The sequence below is a fragment of the Enterobacter sp. V89_11 genome, from assembly GCF_029967775.1.
In the GTDB taxonomy this organism is placed as follows: domain Bacteria; phylum Pseudomonadota; class Gammaproteobacteria; order Enterobacterales; family Enterobacteriaceae; genus Enterobacter; species Enterobacter ludwigii.
The window spans coordinates 15,888-31,640 of the sequence record NZ_JASCAN010000005.1; the positions used below are offsets into that span (position 1 = coordinate 15,888).

Here is a 15,753-nt window from a genome sequence, read left to right on the forward strand (position 1 = left end):
TCCTGTATTAGTCAAACTCCAGTTCCACCTGCTCCGAACCAATGAGGCCACGGAGATCGTTAAGTAAACGATCGCTCGGAGAGACACGCCACGTTGCACCAAAGCGCAACCGCGCACGTGCATCCGCCCTCTGATAGTAGAGATGTACTGGAATTGTCCCCGAGCGGTGGGGTTCCAGAGACTGACGGAGTCGGTTTAAAAGCTGGTCATCAATTTGCCTGTCCGTCAGCGAGATAGCAAGCCCGCGAGCATATTTTTCCCGGGCTTCGTCAATGTCCATCACTTCGCGGGCGGTCATTTTAAGCCCCCCACTGAAGTCATCAAAGCTGACCTGTCCGCTGACGATAAGTATGCGGTCTTTTTCCAGCAAATGCTGGTATTTATCCAGCGCGTCGGTGAACAACATCACCTCCAGACGCCCGGAACGGTCATCCAACGTACAGATGCCGATACGATTGCCGCGCTTGGTGACCATAACCCTTGCAGCAATCACGAGCCCCGCAGCCGTGGTGATTTTACCACGTTCTGTCGGATGCATGTCTTTCAGCCTGTAGCCTCCGACATAGCGCTCAATTTCTTTGATGTACTGGGTGATGGGGTGCCCCGTCAGGTATAAGCCTAACGTTTCACGCTCTCCATCCAGCACCACCTGTTCTGGCCACGGCTGGCAGCTGGCATAAGACTGCTCTATCTGCTCTGGCTCTTCCGCCAGTACGCCAAACATATCCGCCTGACCGATTGCTTCCGCTTTGGCGTGCTGATCCGCCGCTTTCAGCGCATCGCCGAGAGAGTTCATCAGCGCGGCACGATGCGGCCCCAGCCTGTCGAACGCGCCGGACATGATCAGTTTTTCGAGCACGCGGCGGTTCAGTTTTTTGGTGTCCGTACGGGCGCAAAGATCGAACAACTCGCGGAAATAACCGCCGTTGTTACGCGCTTCGAGGATCGCCTCAATCGGGCCTTCACCCACGCCTTTGATCGCGCCAATCCCGTAAACAATTTCCCCGTGCTCGTTGACGTGGAAATGATAGAGACCGGAGTTGATATCCGGCGGCAGGATCTTAAGCCCCATGCGCCAGCACTCATCGACCAGACCAACCACCTTCTCGGTGTTGTCCATATCGGCAGTCATAACCGCCGCCATAAATTCAGCAGGATAGTGCGCTTTCAGCCACAGCGTCTGGTAAGAGACCAAAGCATAGGCAGCAGAGTGGGATTTGTTAAATCCGTACCCGGCGAATTTCTCTACCAGGTCAAAGATTTTGATCGCCAGCTCGCCATCAATACCGTTTTTTCTTGCGCCTTCTTCGAAAGTGCCGCGCTGCTTGGCCATCTCTTCCGGCTTTTTCTTACCCATCGCACGACGCAGCATGTCCGCGCCGCCAAGGGTGTAGCCAGAGAGCACCTGGGCAATCTGCATAACCTGTTCCTGGTACAGGATAATGCCGTAGGTTGGCTCCAGAACGGGCTTCAGGCACTCGTGCTGCCACTGCACATCCGGATAGGAAATCTCTTCACGCCCGTGCTTACGGTCGATAAAGTTATCTACCATCCCTGACTGTAGCGGGCCCGGACGGAACAGGGCCACCAGTGCGATCATATCTTCGAAGCAGTCAGGCTGCAGGCGCTTAATCAAATCTTTCATGCCGCGGGATTCAAGCTGGAAGACGGCGGTGGTCTCCGAGCGCTGCAGCATGTCGAAACTTTTCTTATCATCAAGCGGGATGGCCGCGATATCCAGCGGCGGCTCGCCGTTCTTCTCACGACGGGCGTTGATCATCTCCAGCGCCCAGTTGATGATGGTGAGCGTACGCAAACCGAGGAAGTCAAACTTCACCAGCCCGGCGTATTCGACGTCGTTCTTGTCAAACTGGGTGACCGGATGCTGGCCCGCTTCATCGCAGTATAGCGGCGCAAAATCGGTGATTTTGGTCGGCGCGATAACCACCCCACCCGCATGCTTACCGGCGTTACGCGTGACGCCTTCCAGCTTGCGGGCCATGTCGATCAGCGCTTTAACTTCTTCATCGGCTTCGTAGATTTCTGGCAGCTGTGGTTCAGCTTCAAACGCTTTTGCCAGCGTCATACCTGGGTCAGGTGGCACCAGTTTAGAGATACGATCGACAAAACCGTACGGATGCCCCAGTACACGGCCAACGTCGCGAATAACCGCTTTCGCTGCCATCGTACCGAAGGTAATAATCTGCGATACCGCGTCGCGGCCGTACATGTCCGCCACGTGTTCAATAACCTGGTCGCGTTTCTCCATGCAGAAGTCGACGTCAAAGTCGGGCATCGAGACACGTTCCGGGTTAAGGAAACGTTCGAACAGCAGGTCAAATTCCAGCGGGTCGAGGTCGGTAATTTTGAGTGCATAGGCCACCAGCGAGCCCGCACCGGAGCCACGCCCCGGTCCAACCGGTACGCCGTTATCCTTCGACCACTGGATAAACTCCATAACGATCAGGAAGTAGCCAGGGAAACCCATCTGGTTGATCACCTGGAGTTCAATATCCAGGCGCTCGTCATATTCTGGACGACGCTTTTTACGCTCTTCTTCATCCGGGAAGAGGAATTCCAGACGCTCTTCGAGGCCTTCTTTTGACTTCATGACCAGGAAGTCTTCCGTGGTCATGTCCCCGGTCGGGAACTGCGGCAGGAAGTATTCGCCAAGGCGCACGGTGACGTTACAGCGTTTGGCTATCTCTACGCTGTTCTCCAGCGCTTCCGGGATATCGGAGAAGAGTTCGCACATCTCCTCTTCATTGCGCATGTACTGCTGCGTCGAGTAGTTACGCGGACGCTTCGGATCGTCAAGCGTGAAGCCATCATGGATCGCGACGCGAATCTCATGCGCGTCAAAATCGCCAGGCTCAAGGAAACGCACGTCATTGGTTGCCACCACGGGCAGGCCACGTTCTTCAGCCAGCGCAACCGCGGCGTGCAGGTAACTCTCTTCGTCCTGCCGACCGGTGCGGATCAGCTCAAGGTAGTAACGATCCGGGAAATGTTCTTCATAGAACGACACGCACTGATCCACCAGCGCACTGTTGCCACGCAGCAGACATTTGCCGACATCACCCATACGGCCGCCGGAGATCAGCAGCAGCCCGTCGTTCAGCTCAGCCAGCCAGTCCCGGTCGATCCACGGCCCCAGTGCGCCATAGCCGCGCTGATAGGCTTTGGAGATAAGCAGAGTAAGGTTTTGATACCCCACATTATTCATCGCTAACACGGAGATTTGCGTCAATTCATCGCCGATAAGATCGCTTTGGACGTGAAAATCCGCGCCAACGATGGGTTTCATCCCCGCGCCATGTGCCGCTCCGTAGAACTTCACCAGGCCACACAGGTTGGTAAAATCGGTGATCGCCAGCGCAGGCATGCCAAGCGAGGCCGCCTTTTTTACCAGCGGCCCGGTCTTCGCCAGCCCATCGATCATGGAGTAGTCGCTATGCACCCGCAGGTGTACGAAACGTGGTTCAGCCATCTTCAGATTCCGCGTTACTTAATTGCTTGCGTATTGATTCAGGACACCAGTCCCAGCGCGCGTTTCACCGGGCCAAAGCTGCGTCGGTGATGTTCAGTTGCGCCATGTTCAGCCAGCCTTTCCAGATGAAAGGCCGTTGGATAACCCTTATGCTGGGCGAAGCCATACTGAGGGTAAGTGAGGTCCAGCGCGGCCATTTCGGCATCACGCGTCACTTTGGCAATGATAGAAGCCGCACTGATTTCTGCGACCCGGCTATCGCCTTTCACCACCGCCATTGACGGCATCGGCAATGCAGGGCAGCGGTTTCCGTCAATCAGGACATACTCCGGGGTAATTTTCAGACCCGCCACCGCACGCTGCATCGCCAGCATAGTGGCATGCAAAATATTGAGTTCGTCGATCTCATGCGGCTCTGCACGCCCCAGGCTCCAGGCCAGCGCCTTTTCCTGAATCTCACTAAACAGCGCCAGACGGCGCTTTTCAGACAATTTTTTAGAGTCGTTTAACCCGATAATCGGGCGAGCAGGATCGAGGATCACCGCAGCGGTCACCACTGCACCCACTAACGGGCCACGACCGACTTCGTCCACACCCGCCACGAGGTGGGTGTGAGGGTAAATAAATTCCATCATTTTGCTAACTCCAGCACCGCTTCAGCCGCTTGTTCATCGGCATTACAGCGGATCTGCTGATGCAGTTCGCGGAACGTATCATGCATTTGGTGGCTGGTTTTGCCGTCGGCCAGTAGCGGTAACAACGCATCGGCCAGCGCCTGCGGCTCGCACTCATCCTGCAGAAGCTCTTTCACCAGCTCGCGCCCGGCAAGCAGGTTTGGCAGAGAGACATAGTCCGTTTTCACCAGACGTTTCGCCAGCCAGAAGGTGAACGGCTTCATGCGATAGCCTACCACCATCGGGCATTTCGCCAGCATACACTCCAGCGCAGCGGTGCCCGAGGCCAGAAGTGCGGCGTCGCTTGCGACCATCGCCTCACGGCCCTTCCCGTCCAGCAGATGAACATGGAGATCCGGAGCAACGTCCGCCTTGATGCGCTCAAACTGCTCGCGACGTTTTGCATTCACCAGCGGCACAACCACTTCGAGGTCAGGATAGGTCTTGCGAAGGATTTGCGCCGTTTTCAGGAAGTCCGCGCTGAGCATCTCGACTTCTGCACCACGGCTACCGGGCAGCAGTGCCAGACAGTGCGCATCATGAGGAATACCCAGCACATCGCGCGCCGCGTTTTTATCCGGATCCAGCGGCATTGCATCCGCCATGGTATGACCGATAAAACGGCACGGGACATTAAATTTGTCGTAAAACGCTTTTTCGAAAGGCAGAAAAGCCAGCACCAGGTTGGTTGACCGTCCGATTTTGAAAACGCGTTTCTGTCGCCACGCCCAGACGGATGGACTGACATAATGAATGGTTTTGATGCCCTTCTGCTTCAGATTCCCTTCGAGGGTAATGTTGAAATCCGGTGCATCGATACCGATAAACACATCAGGTTTGAGTTCGGTAAAGCGACGGGTGAGATCGGCACGAATGTGCAGCAGACGGCGCAGGCGACCCAGCACCTCAACGATGCCCATCACAGCCAGCTCTTCCATTTCATACCAGGCTTCACAGCCTTCGGCCTGCATCAGCGGGCCAGCAACGCCTACAAAGCGCGCATTGGGTACCCGGGCCTTGAGCGCACGGATAAGACCTGCACCAAGAATATCGCCGGAGGTTTCTCCGGCGACCAGGGCTATCGTAAGCGGACGACTGTCGACCATTAACGAATCAGACCCCTTGTGGAACGGTCAAAGAACGTCATGAACTCGTTCACTTCAGGGTGCTTCTCCGCCAGCTCGGCAATTTCCGGCTTCGCCTCTTCCAGCGTTTTACCGCTACGGTACAACAGTTTGTACGCGTTGCGGATTGCAGTAATCGCTTCGCGGCTAAAGCCACGACGCTTGAGGCCTTCGATGTTCACGCCAAACGGCGTGGCATGGTTACCCTGCGCAATGACGAACGGTGGGACATCCTGCGCCACACCGGAGCATCCGCCGACCATCACGTGTGCACCAATGATGCAGAACTGATGGACTGCGGTCATGCCGCCAATAATTGCGAAATCATCTACCGATACGTGTCCTGCCAGCGTTGCGTTGTTGGCAAGAATACAGCGGTTACCTACCGTACAGTCGTGCGCGATATGCGCATTAACCATAAACAGGTTGTCGCTGCCCACCTTCGTCAATCCACCACCCTGTACTGTTCCACGATGAATGGTGACGCTTTCGCGAATGCGGTTACGATCGCCGATTTCCAGACGGGTCGACTCACCAGCATATTTAAGATCCTGGTTTACTTCGCCGATGGAAGCGAACTGATAGATCTCGTTATTGCAGCCAATAGTCGTATGACCATTCACGACAACGTGAGATTTCAGTACTGTACCCTCACCAATTTCGACATGGGGTCCAACAATACAAAATGGGCCAATATGGACGTTAGCACCAATGATGGCACCGACTTCCACAATGGCGGTAGGATGAATAAAGGCGGATTTATCAATCACGTATCAAGACTCCCGGCTACGAGCACACATCATAGTCGCTTCGCAAACAACTTTGCCGTCAACCAGAGCTACGCCTTTGAAGCGAGTCAGGCCGCGACGCGTTTTTTCAAAAGTGACTTCCATGATCATCTGATCACCAGGCACGACAGGACGCTTGAAGCGCGCTTCATCGATACCCGCGAAGTAGTACAGCTCACCCGGCTCCAGTTTGCCCACGCTTTTAAACGCAAGAATACCGGTAGCCTGTGCCATCGCTTCCAGAATCAACACACCCGGGAAGATAGGTTTACCCGGGAAGTGTCCCTGGAAGAACGGCTCGTTCACGGAAACATTTTTCACTGCGCGCAGAAAACGACCTTCTTCAAAATCCAGCACACGGTCTACCAGCAAAAACGGGTAGCGGTGCGGCAGAAGTTCTAAAATCTCTTCAATATGCAGAGTATGAGTGTCAGTAGTCAAAATACTCTTCCTGTCAAAATGTACTGATAAAAATAATAACACGGCCTGCCGGTTTATAAGAAAGCCGACAGGCCGGGGAATATAGCATTAAACGGATGAACGCTTAGTCTTGTTGATCGATTTTGCGCTCAAGAGACTTGAGTCGCTTGCTCATATCATCAATATTCATCACCAGAGCAGCTGTTTTACGCCATACCTTGTTGGGTTGCAGCGGGATACCAGAGGAATAGACGCCAGGTTCGGTGATAGGACGCATTACCATGCCCATTCCTGTCACGGTCACCTTGTCGCATATTTCCATATGGCCATTAATCACGCTCGCACCGCCGATCATGCAGTAACGGCCAATTTTCAGGCTGCCCGCCATGATAACGCCACCCGCAACCGCGGTATTGTCGCCAATCACAACGTTATGCGCAATCTGGCACTGATTATCGATGATAACACCATTGCCAATAATCGTATCGTCAAGTGCACCACGGTCAATGGTGGTACAAGCACCGATCTCAACACGATCGCCGATAATCACGCGACCAAGCTGTGGGATCTTAACCCAATTACCACGATCGTTAGCGTAGCCAAAGCCATCAGAACCAATCACTGTGCTGGACTGAATGAGGCAATTTTCGCCAATTTCTACTTCATGGTAAACAGACACGTTGGCCCATAAACGGGTCCCGGCGCCGATTTTCGTATTTTTCCCAACGAAGCAACCTGGGCCAATGACAACGTTATCGCCCAGCACCACGCCAGATTCGATAACGGCATTTGCGCCAACTGCCACGTTGTGACCAAGCTGAGCCGTCGGATCAATCGCTGCACTGGCAGCAATGTCCTGCGCCGGCTGCGGCGTGGAATCAAGAATTTGTGCCATGCGTGCATACGTCAGGTAGGGATTTTTCACTACCAACGCGCTTCCAGTGGCAAACGGAAGATCGTCCTGCGTCAGAACAACAGCTGACGCCTGGCATTGAGCCAGTTGCTCACGGTACTTAGGGCTTACCATGAAGGTAATAGTGCCGGCTTTAGCAGATTGCATGGACGCAACAGCGGTGATGACGAGATCGCCATCACCGTGTAATTCTGCATCCAACTGCTGAGCTAAATCAGCCAGTCGAATTGAAGGCATTACTTATTTAACCTGTTTCAGAACATCAGCGGTGATGTCTTTAACATCGCTGCTGTTGAAAGCAACGGCATTCGCATCAACAACCAGATCGATGCTCTGATCGGCAGCAACTGCTTTAACAGCAGTCTGAATGCGAGTCACCAGCTTGCCACGCTCTTCGTTAGAACGACGCTGACGATCCTGCTCGAAAGCCTGCGCTTTCTGGGAGAATGTCTGACGCTGAGCCATTACGTCTTTTTCCAGCTTGCTACGGTCGCTCGCTTTCATGGTAGAACCATCACGCTGCAGACGCTGCATTTTGGACTGAAGATCGTTTTCCATACCCTGCAGTTCGCTTGCACGGCCTTTGAATTCGTTTTCCAGCGTCGCAGAAACACCTGTTTTCTGTGCAACCTGCTGGAACAAATTACCCATGTTGACGATTGCAATTTTGTCTGCTGCCTGAGCAGAGGTTGCCATCGCTAAACCGAGACCTGCAGCTAATAACCACTTTTTCACAATTAACTCCTTACCATCCCATTGGCACCAGAAGGTACCGTTCTTTGCGTGGCAAGGCGATCGTGTTACCGATCGCCAGTTGTCAGCGCTACACTGCCAACGCATTCCATTGCAGCGGATTATTACCAGGTTTTACCAATGTTAAACTGGAATTGCTCCGCTTTGTCTCCATCGTATTTCTTAAACGGCTGGGCGTAAGAGAAGACCAACGGCCCCAGCGGTGACATCCATTGTAATGCGATACCTGCAGACATGCGAATATTGCTCGGATCGCTGTAGTCTGGTACGCCTGCCGCACGCATCTGGGCTGTATTCTCCCAGTTGGTATCCCATACAGTACCGGCATCCCAGAAGATGGATGTACGGACTGAGTTTGCGTATTTATCACTGATGAACGGCGTAGGCGTGATGAACTCCAGGCTGGCAACGGCCATGGCGTTACCGCCCACCGCATCATCAGAGCTACAGACTTCAGAAGACGACGATTTATTACAGTTATCGGTGTCGTTACCGCCGTAATAGACCGCTTTCGGCCCAATGTTGTTGGACTGGAAGCCACGAACGGTGCTGGAACCACCGGCGTAGAAGTTCTCATAGAATGGCAGTTCTTTGCCACCTAAACCATCGCCATAGCCCCAACGGGTACGACCCAGGACTACCCACTTGTGGTCGTCATCAATTGGGAAGTAGGACGCGGTGTCCAGCGTTACCTTATAGAACTCGTTATCAGACCCCGGAACGGTCACTTTACCGTTCAGGTTGACACGAGAACCTTCCGTCGGGAAGTAACCGCGGTCGAGACGGTTATAGGTCCAGCCATAGTTGAAGGTGAAGTCATCAGCAGCAAAGCCGTTGTTGTCCCCATTTTTACTGGTTGACTGACCAATAGAGTCCAGATAACGCCACATCGCCACCTGCGGTTGCATGTTGGACAGGTCGTTATGCACGTAACCTAAACCAGCGCGCAGCGAGTTGTATTCGTTAACCGGGAAGCCGAGCGTGCCATCTACACCGTAGCTCTTGTTGGTGTAAGAGGACAGATCCGCGTCATCTGCTTTAAAGTCGTTATAGAAGATACGACCGCCCAGGCTCACACCATCTACGGTGAAGTATGGGTTGGTAACAGAGAACTCAGAGTAGGTCTGGTAGTCGTTTTTGGTACCGTTGATACCTACGGAGTAACCCGTACCCAGCCAGTTATCCTGCTGTACGCCGACCTGGAAGCTGACGCCACTTTCAGTACCGTAGCCCACACCGAAGTTAAAGCTACCGGTGTTACGCTCTTTGACTTTATAAACGACATCAACCTGATCCGGGCTGCCCGGAACACGCTGGGTATCGGTATCAACCGTTTCGAAATAGCCCAGACGGTTCAGACGCTCTTTACCCTGGTCAACAAGGTCGCTACCTAACCATGCGCCTTCCATCTGACGCATCTCGCGACGCAGGACGGAATCTTTGGAGGTGTCATTACCTTCGAAGCGGATCTTACGCACGTAGAAACGGTTACCCGCATCAACGTTAACGTGAAGCTTCACAGTTTTATCCGCGTCGTTGATTTCAGGCTGAGTTTGTACACGCGGATAAGCATAACCATAGCGGCCGAGCAGCTTCTTAATGCTGTCTTCCATTTTGGTCACTTTAGACCCGCTATACAGCTCGCCCGGCTGAATTTTGGTCAGCGATTCGATCTCAGCAGAATGGCCTGCCAGGTTACCACTCACGTCAACACCAGAAAGCTTGTACTGATCGCCTTCTGTGATGTTAATCGTAATGTAGATGCCTTTCTTGTCTGGCGTCAGACTGACCTGAGTCGAGTCGATGTTGAAACGGGCATAACCGCGATCCAGATAGTAGCTGCGCAGGGTTTCAAGGTCGCCCGCCAGTTTCTGCTTCTGGTATTTACGATCGCCCACCACGTTCCACCATGGCACTTCGTCGCGCAGCTGGAACGTAGAGATCAGTTCATCGGTGCTGAACGCGTGGTTACCCACGATGTTGATCTGCTGGATCTTCGCAGAAACACCTTCCTGGAAGACCAGTTTCAGATCAACACGGTTACGTGGCAACGGCGTCACAACCGCTTTCACGCTGGCACTGTATTTACCCACGCTGTAATAGAAATCTTCCAGACCTTTTTCTATGTCTGAAAGGGTTGTGCGGTCCAGGGATTCCCCCACACGTACGCCAGATGCTTCAAGGTTCTGCTTGAGCATGTCATCTTTCACCGACTTGTTACCGGAGAAGGTGATACTGGCGATCGTCGGACGTTCTTTTACCTGAACCAGAAGCGTATCACCATCGCGCAGGACGCGGACATCCTCGAAGTTGCCAGTGGCAAACAGAGCACGGATGGTGTTACTGATGTCATCATCATTAACCGTATCGCCGGGGCGCACAGGCATACTGAGGAGGGCCGCACCAACGGCGACACGCTGAAGGCCTTCGAAATGAATGTCTTTCACTACGAACCCGTCAGCACCGTATACGGTGGCGCTGCTAAACAGCAGCGACGCTATGAGCAACTTTTTCATCGCCATCGTTATTATGCGTTCTTCCTAACTAACTCTCTTACAACCGAGAGAAATCATTGAAAAGTGCAAGCCCCATTAACAGCACCAGCAAAATCGAGCCAATGCGATAACTAAAGTCTTGAACTCGCTCGGATACCGGCCCGCCTTTTAGCTTTTCAATCGCCAAAAACAGCAGATGACCCCCGTCTAAAACGGGAAGCGGGAACAGGTTGATTATCCCAAGGTTCACGCTAATGAGCGCAAGAAACATGAGATAGTAAATCACCCCGAACTCCGCTGACATCCCAGCCCCCTGAGCTATTGAAATTGGCCCACTGAGGTTGTTCAGTTTCACATCACCGGTTATCAATTTCCCCAACATGTTTACCGTCAGCTTCATCAGTTGCCATGTTTTATCCGTGGCTTCAAGGATGGCGCTGAACGGCCCATACTGGCGTATTGTCTTGTACTCATCTGGCAGCGGGATGACTTTCGGCACAACGCCTGCAAACCCTTCTGCCTTTTTGCCGACCGACTTCGTATCCGGAGTCAGCGTCAGCGAAAGCGGACTGCCCTGCCTTTCAACTTCCAGCGCGAGCGACGTGCCCGGATTATCGCGCACCAGAGTAACAAAGGTCATCCACTCTGTTAATGGTTGACCATCGACTTTAACGATCCTGTCGCCCGCTTGCAAACCTGCTTTGCTGGCAGCCGAGTTTGCCTGTACTTCGGCTAATACCGGCTCAATCTGCGCACCGCGTGGACGAATGCCCAGCGCAGAGACGGGATCTTCTTTGTCTGGCTCGAAACGCCAGTGACGTAAATCGAGCACTTTGTCCTGCCGCTGGTCAGAACCAAACGGCGACACGCTGAATGTTGTCTGCCGATCGCCAATTTTGGCTACCAGCTGCAGACGCACGGCATCCCAATCAGGGGTTTCGATGCCATCAATCGCTTTAAGTTCCATCCCCGGCGTAATTTGCGCACTCGCCGCGATGGAATCAGGCGCAATTTCACCCACAACCGGACGCACGCCAGGCACGCCGATGATAAACACCAGCCAGTAGGCGAAAACAGCAAAGATGAAGTTGGCTACCGGCCCGGCAGCGATGATGGCGGCGCGTTGTCCAACGGTTTTGTTGTTGAATGCGCTGTGTCGTAGCTCAGGGGCGACAGGCTCAACGCGTTCGTCGAGCATCTTAACGTAGCCGCCAAGCGGGATAAGAGCGATGACAAATTCTGTGCCGTGGCGGTCAGTGCGCGTCCAGAGTGATTTACCAAAACCGATGGAAAACCGCTCTACCCGCACACCGCAACGGCGAGCAACCCAGAAATGGCCAAATTCATGCACGGTAATCAGTACACCCAGTGCAACAATGAACGCCGCCAGATTCCAGAGAATGCTCAGCATAAAACCTTCCGTTAAATCGTCCCGAATACCAGTAAAAGCAAGCACGCAAACACTGGAACAGCCGCTGTCAGGCTATCAATGCGATCCAGTATACCGCCATGTCCTGGAATCAGGTGTCCGCTGTCCTTAATCCCTGCTTCACGCTTAAACATACTTTCGGTTAAATCACCGAGTACCGAGGCCAGCGCAGCAAAAATAGAGCACACCAGCAGTATTGACGGTGCCACTTCCAGATTCGCCCAGACGCCATAGCCCCAGGAAATGATTGCTGCCGTAAACAGGCCGCCGATGAATCCTTGCCAGGTTTTGCCCGGAGACACTTTTGGCGCCAGTTTATGTTTGCCAAACAGTTTACCAAACATATAGGCCCCAGAGTCAGCCCCCCAGACGAGAATCATCACATAAAGCAGCCAGATCGCGCCGCTGTAGTGGTTTTCGTCATAGTGCCAGGCGCGCAGTGCGACCATACCCCAGAAAAAAGGAACAATTGTGAGCAGGCCAAAAATAAGACGCAACACTTTTGAATTACGCCAGAATGCCGCGGAACCTGGGTAAAAAAGCACCAGCAGCAGCGCGGCAACCCACCAGCCCAGCGATACCCAAAGGGAACCGGCAACCAGCGGTTGGTGAATATCATGGTGATATTCAGGCAAGGTAAACAGCATCAGGGCCAGGATAAAGCCACAGAGTACCGCCAGCCATACCCGCTGAGTGCGTGAGGTAAAGCCGCTAAACTGACCCCATTCCCACGCGGCGAGCATGCAGACCACCAGCGTCAAAATAGCGAATCCCACCGGGGGCAGTAAAAACAGCGCCGCAATGACAATGGGTATTAATACAAAAGCGGAAATCAGGCGATACTTCAGCAAAAGCTACCCCCATCAGGCTTTGTCGCCACCTGGCTCGGTGCCGCCGAAACGACGCTCTCGATTGGCAAAGGCATGCAGCGCACCTTCAAAGTCTTGTTCATCAAAATCGGGCCAAAGAACATCAGTAAAGTAAAGTTCGGCGTAGGCAATTTGCCACAGCAAAAAGTTACTGATGCGATGTTCTCCCCCTGTCCTAATTACCAAATCCACAGGTGCCAGTTCATTCATGCAGATTTGCTTACTCAGCGCCTCTTCATCAATTTGGTCGGGTCTCAACAGCCCTTCCTGAACCTGTTCGGCCAGATGCCGAACGCCCTGGATAATATCCCAGCGTCCACCGTAATTCGCCGCGATATTGAGCGTCAGACCGGTATTATTTTCAGTCAGCGCTTCTGCTTTACGAATCCGTTCCTGCAAACGTGAGTTAAAACGACTGGTTTCGCCGATAATACGCAGACGGACGTTGTGGCGGTGCAGGCTTTTTACTTCGCTATCGAGCGCCCACACAAACAATTCCATCAACGCGGTCACTTCCTGCGGCGGTCGATTCCAGTTTTCACTGCTAAAAGCATAGAGCGTTAACGCATCAATGCCGTTATTGGCGGCAAAAGAAACGGCGCGGCGAACAGATTTCGCCCCAGCTTTATGCCCAAAGGCTCGTATCTTCCCTTGTCTTTTCGCCCAGCGGCCGTTGCCATCCATAATGATTGCTACATGACGGCAGCCATGAGCTGGCAAGTTTTCGCTTATTGGTTGATTCGCAGACAACATAACGCGTTTTTGGTCCCTGAAAAGGATTTAACGGTACTCAGGAATACTGAAGCCTATACATAAAAAAGCCGTGTCAAACCACGGCTTACCTGACCACGTAAAGTCAAATACCTGCGATCAGGTGGCGCAGACTATATCACTGAAGCCCAACGCTAACAAATAGCACAACCACTAGTGCTTGCTTTATCACCAGCTTGCGAGGCGTGTCACCTGCTTACGTGCAATAACGCGAGCCTGTGCATCCACCGCCAGCACCTCTTCCACGCTTTGTGGTTCGCGCAAATCCATCATCTCCAGTACCGATAAATTCAACGTCGCAATATCGGTAAAGCGGATCTGCTGATTCAGAAATGCCTCAACGGTAATTTCATTAGCTGCATTAAGTGCCGTCGTCGCCGCCTGCCCCTGGTCAAAGGCTTTCATCGCAAGCTTCAGACACGGATAACGATCGTAGTCCGGTTCGCTAAAGGTCAGTGAACTCAGCTTGCAAAAATCGAGCGGTTTCGCCCCGGACTTCACCCGATTCGGCCACGCCATGGCATGCGCGATAGGCGTGCGCATGTCCGGTTCACCCAGTTGCGCAAGGACGCTGCCATCCTGATAGCGCACCATCGAGTGAATCACCGATTGCGGGTGGATCAGCACTTCCATCTGTTTCGCCGACGCATTGAACAGCCAGCGCGCTTCAATGTATTCCAGACCTTTGTTCATCATGGTGGCGGAGTCAACGGAGATTTTACGCCCCATTGACCAGTTCGGATGACGGCACGCCTGCTCAGGCGTCATTGCGCTCAGTTCAGACAGTGGCGTTTCACGGAACGGGCCACCTGACCCGGTAAGCAAAATCGATACAACGCCATTCTGCTCCAGGTCAGCGTACCCCAGGTTCTGTTGAAAAGGTTGCGGTAAACTCTGAAAAATCGCGTTGTGCTCGCTATCGACCGGTAAAAGACGCGCCCCGCGCTGTTTCACCGCCTCCATAAAGAGACGTCCGCAGGTCACCAGCGACTCTTTGTTAGCCAGCAGAACCTCTTTACCGGCATCAATAGCGGCAAGCGTCGGTAGCAGCCCTGCAGCCCCGACGATTGCCGCCATGACCTGATCAACCTCATCCAGCGCAGCCATGTCGCAGGCCGCCTGCTGGCCACTCAGGACTTCGGTACGACAGCCTTTCTCACGCAACTGCGCGGTGAGCAGGCGGGCGCTCTCTTCGTCATCCATAACCGCATAGCGAGGCGTAAACTCCAGACACTGTTCGATCATACGCTGCACATTCTTACCGGCCACCAGCGCGGTCACGGTGTAATGTTCAGGATTATGGCGAACAACGTCGAGAGTGCTGCAACCGATAGAGCCGGTTGAGCCAAGGAGTGTTAAATGCTTCATGAGATGCCCGAAAAAAGTTAGACCAGATAAAAGCAAAACGCCGCCAGCAAGACCCGAAGTCCTTCTGAACGGCGTTTATCAGTGTACGACAGAAATCAGAACTGCATCAGTTCCGCTTCTTTATCTGCCAGCGCCGCATCAATTTTCTTGATTGCAGCATCCGTCATCTTCTGAATGTCGTCCTGAGAACGACGATCGTCATCTTCACTGATCTCTTTTTCTTTCAGCAGCGCTTTGAGTTTATCGTTCGCATCACGACGTACGTTACGCACGGATACGCGACCCTGCTCAGCTTCACCACGAACAACTTTGATCAGGTCTTTACGACGTTCTTCAGTCAGTGGAGGCAGTGGAACGCGAATGTCAGCGCCCGCAGAGCTTGGGTTCAGACCCAGGTCAGACGCCATGATCGCTTTCTCAACCGCTGGGCTCATAGAACGATCGAAGACGTTGATTTTCAGCGTACGGGTATCTTCAACGGTAACACTCGCCAGCTGACGCAGTGGCGTTGGCGTGCCGTAGTATTCTACGATGATGCCATCCAGCAGGCTTGGGGAAGCACGGCCAGTACGGATTTTGCTGATTTGGGTTTTGAACGCTTCTACGCATTTTTCCATGCGTACTTCAGCATCTTTTCTGATTTCGTTAATCACGTTACG

The 15,753-nt window shown here is 53.3% G+C and carries 13 protein-coding genes; all 13 read right to left on the reverse strand.

Annotated elements, in window-relative coordinates:
• Window positions 1-7: 7 nt before the first annotated feature.
• Window positions 8-3,490 (reverse strand): DNA polymerase III subunit alpha, encoded by a 3,483-nt coding sequence (gene dnaE, locus QLG09_RS04945; RefSeq protein WP_014168715.1) that lies wholly within the window; start codon window positions 3,488-3,490, stop codon window positions 8-10.
• A gap of 38 nt (window positions 3,491-3,528) precedes the next feature.
• The gene (gene rnhB / locus QLG09_RS04950; protein WP_014168714.1) at window positions 3,529-4,125 is read right to left on the reverse strand and encodes a ribonuclease HII; all 597 of its coding nucleotides are present in this window, start codon (window positions 4,123-4,125) and stop codon (window positions 3,529-3,531) included.
• On the reverse strand, window positions 4,122-5,270 hold the full coding sequence (lpxB, locus tag QLG09_RS04955; RefSeq protein ID WP_049023086.1) for a lipid-A-disaccharide synthase: 1,149 nt from the start codon (window positions 5,268-5,270) through the stop codon (window positions 4,122-4,124). The genes rnhB and lpxB overlap by 4 nt, the downstream gene beginning before the upstream one ends.
• Entirely contained in the window at window positions 5,270-6,058 is a 789-nt protein-coding gene (lpxA, locus tag QLG09_RS04960) for an acyl-ACP--UDP-N-acetylglucosamine O-acyltransferase (RefSeq protein ID WP_020882620.1), read from the reverse strand. Before lpxA ends, lpxB begins: the two co-directional genes overlap by 1 nt.
• A gap of 3 nt (window positions 6,059-6,061) precedes the next feature.
• A complete protein-coding gene (gene fabZ, locus QLG09_RS04965) occupies window positions 6,062-6,517 on the reverse strand; it encodes a 3-hydroxyacyl-ACP dehydratase FabZ (RefSeq protein ID WP_010426706.1) in 456 nt (151 codons plus the stop codon).
• A 103-nt stretch (window positions 6,518-6,620) separates the two neighbouring features.
• Complete coding sequence (lpxD, locus tag QLG09_RS04970) at window positions 6,621-7,646, reverse strand: UDP-3-O-(3-hydroxymyristoyl)glucosamine N-acyltransferase (RefSeq protein ID WP_014168709.1); 1,026 nt, start codon at window positions 7,644-7,646, stop codon at window positions 6,621-6,623.
• Window positions 7,647-7,649: 3 nt separating this feature from the next.
• On the reverse strand, window positions 7,650-8,144 hold the full coding sequence (gene skp, locus QLG09_RS04975) for a molecular chaperone Skp (RefSeq protein ID WP_020882619.1): 495 nt from the start codon (window positions 8,142-8,144) through the stop codon (window positions 7,650-7,652).
• A 122-nt stretch (window positions 8,145-8,266) separates the two neighbouring features.
• Window positions 8,267-10,684 (reverse strand): outer membrane protein assembly factor BamA, encoded by a 2,418-nt coding sequence (bamA, locus tag QLG09_RS04980; RefSeq protein ID WP_014168707.1) that lies wholly within the window; start codon window positions 10,682-10,684, stop codon window positions 8,267-8,269.
• Window positions 10,685-10,715: 31 nt separating this feature from the next.
• Window positions 10,716-12,068, reverse strand: coding sequence for a sigma E protease regulator RseP (gene rseP / locus QLG09_RS04985; protein ID WP_020882618.1), 1,353 nt, complete (start codon window positions 12,066-12,068; stop codon window positions 10,716-10,718).
• 11 nt (window positions 12,069-12,079) lie between these two features.
• Window positions 12,080-12,937, reverse strand: coding sequence for a phosphatidate cytidylyltransferase (gene cdsA, locus QLG09_RS04990; RefSeq protein WP_032679640.1), 858 nt, complete (start codon window positions 12,935-12,937; stop codon window positions 12,080-12,082).
• A 12-nt stretch (window positions 12,938-12,949) separates the two neighbouring features.
• The gene (gene ispU, locus QLG09_RS04995; protein WP_014168704.1) at window positions 12,950-13,708 is read right to left on the reverse strand and encodes a (2E,6E)-farnesyl-diphosphate-specific ditrans,polycis-undecaprenyl-diphosphate synthase; all 759 of its coding nucleotides are present in this window, start codon (window positions 13,706-13,708) and stop codon (window positions 12,950-12,952) included.
• Between the two features lie 186 nt (window positions 13,709-13,894).
• On the reverse strand, window positions 13,895-15,094 hold the full coding sequence (gene ispC / locus QLG09_RS05000) for a 1-deoxy-D-xylulose-5-phosphate reductoisomerase (RefSeq protein ID WP_020882617.1): 1,200 nt from the start codon (window positions 15,092-15,094) through the stop codon (window positions 13,895-13,897).
• Between the two features lie 95 nt (window positions 15,095-15,189).
• The gene (frr, locus tag QLG09_RS05005) at window positions 15,190-15,747 is read right to left on the reverse strand and encodes a ribosome recycling factor (protein WP_014168702.1); all 558 of its coding nucleotides are present in this window, start codon (window positions 15,745-15,747) and stop codon (window positions 15,190-15,192) included.
• Window positions 15,748-15,753 lie beyond the last annotated feature (6 nt).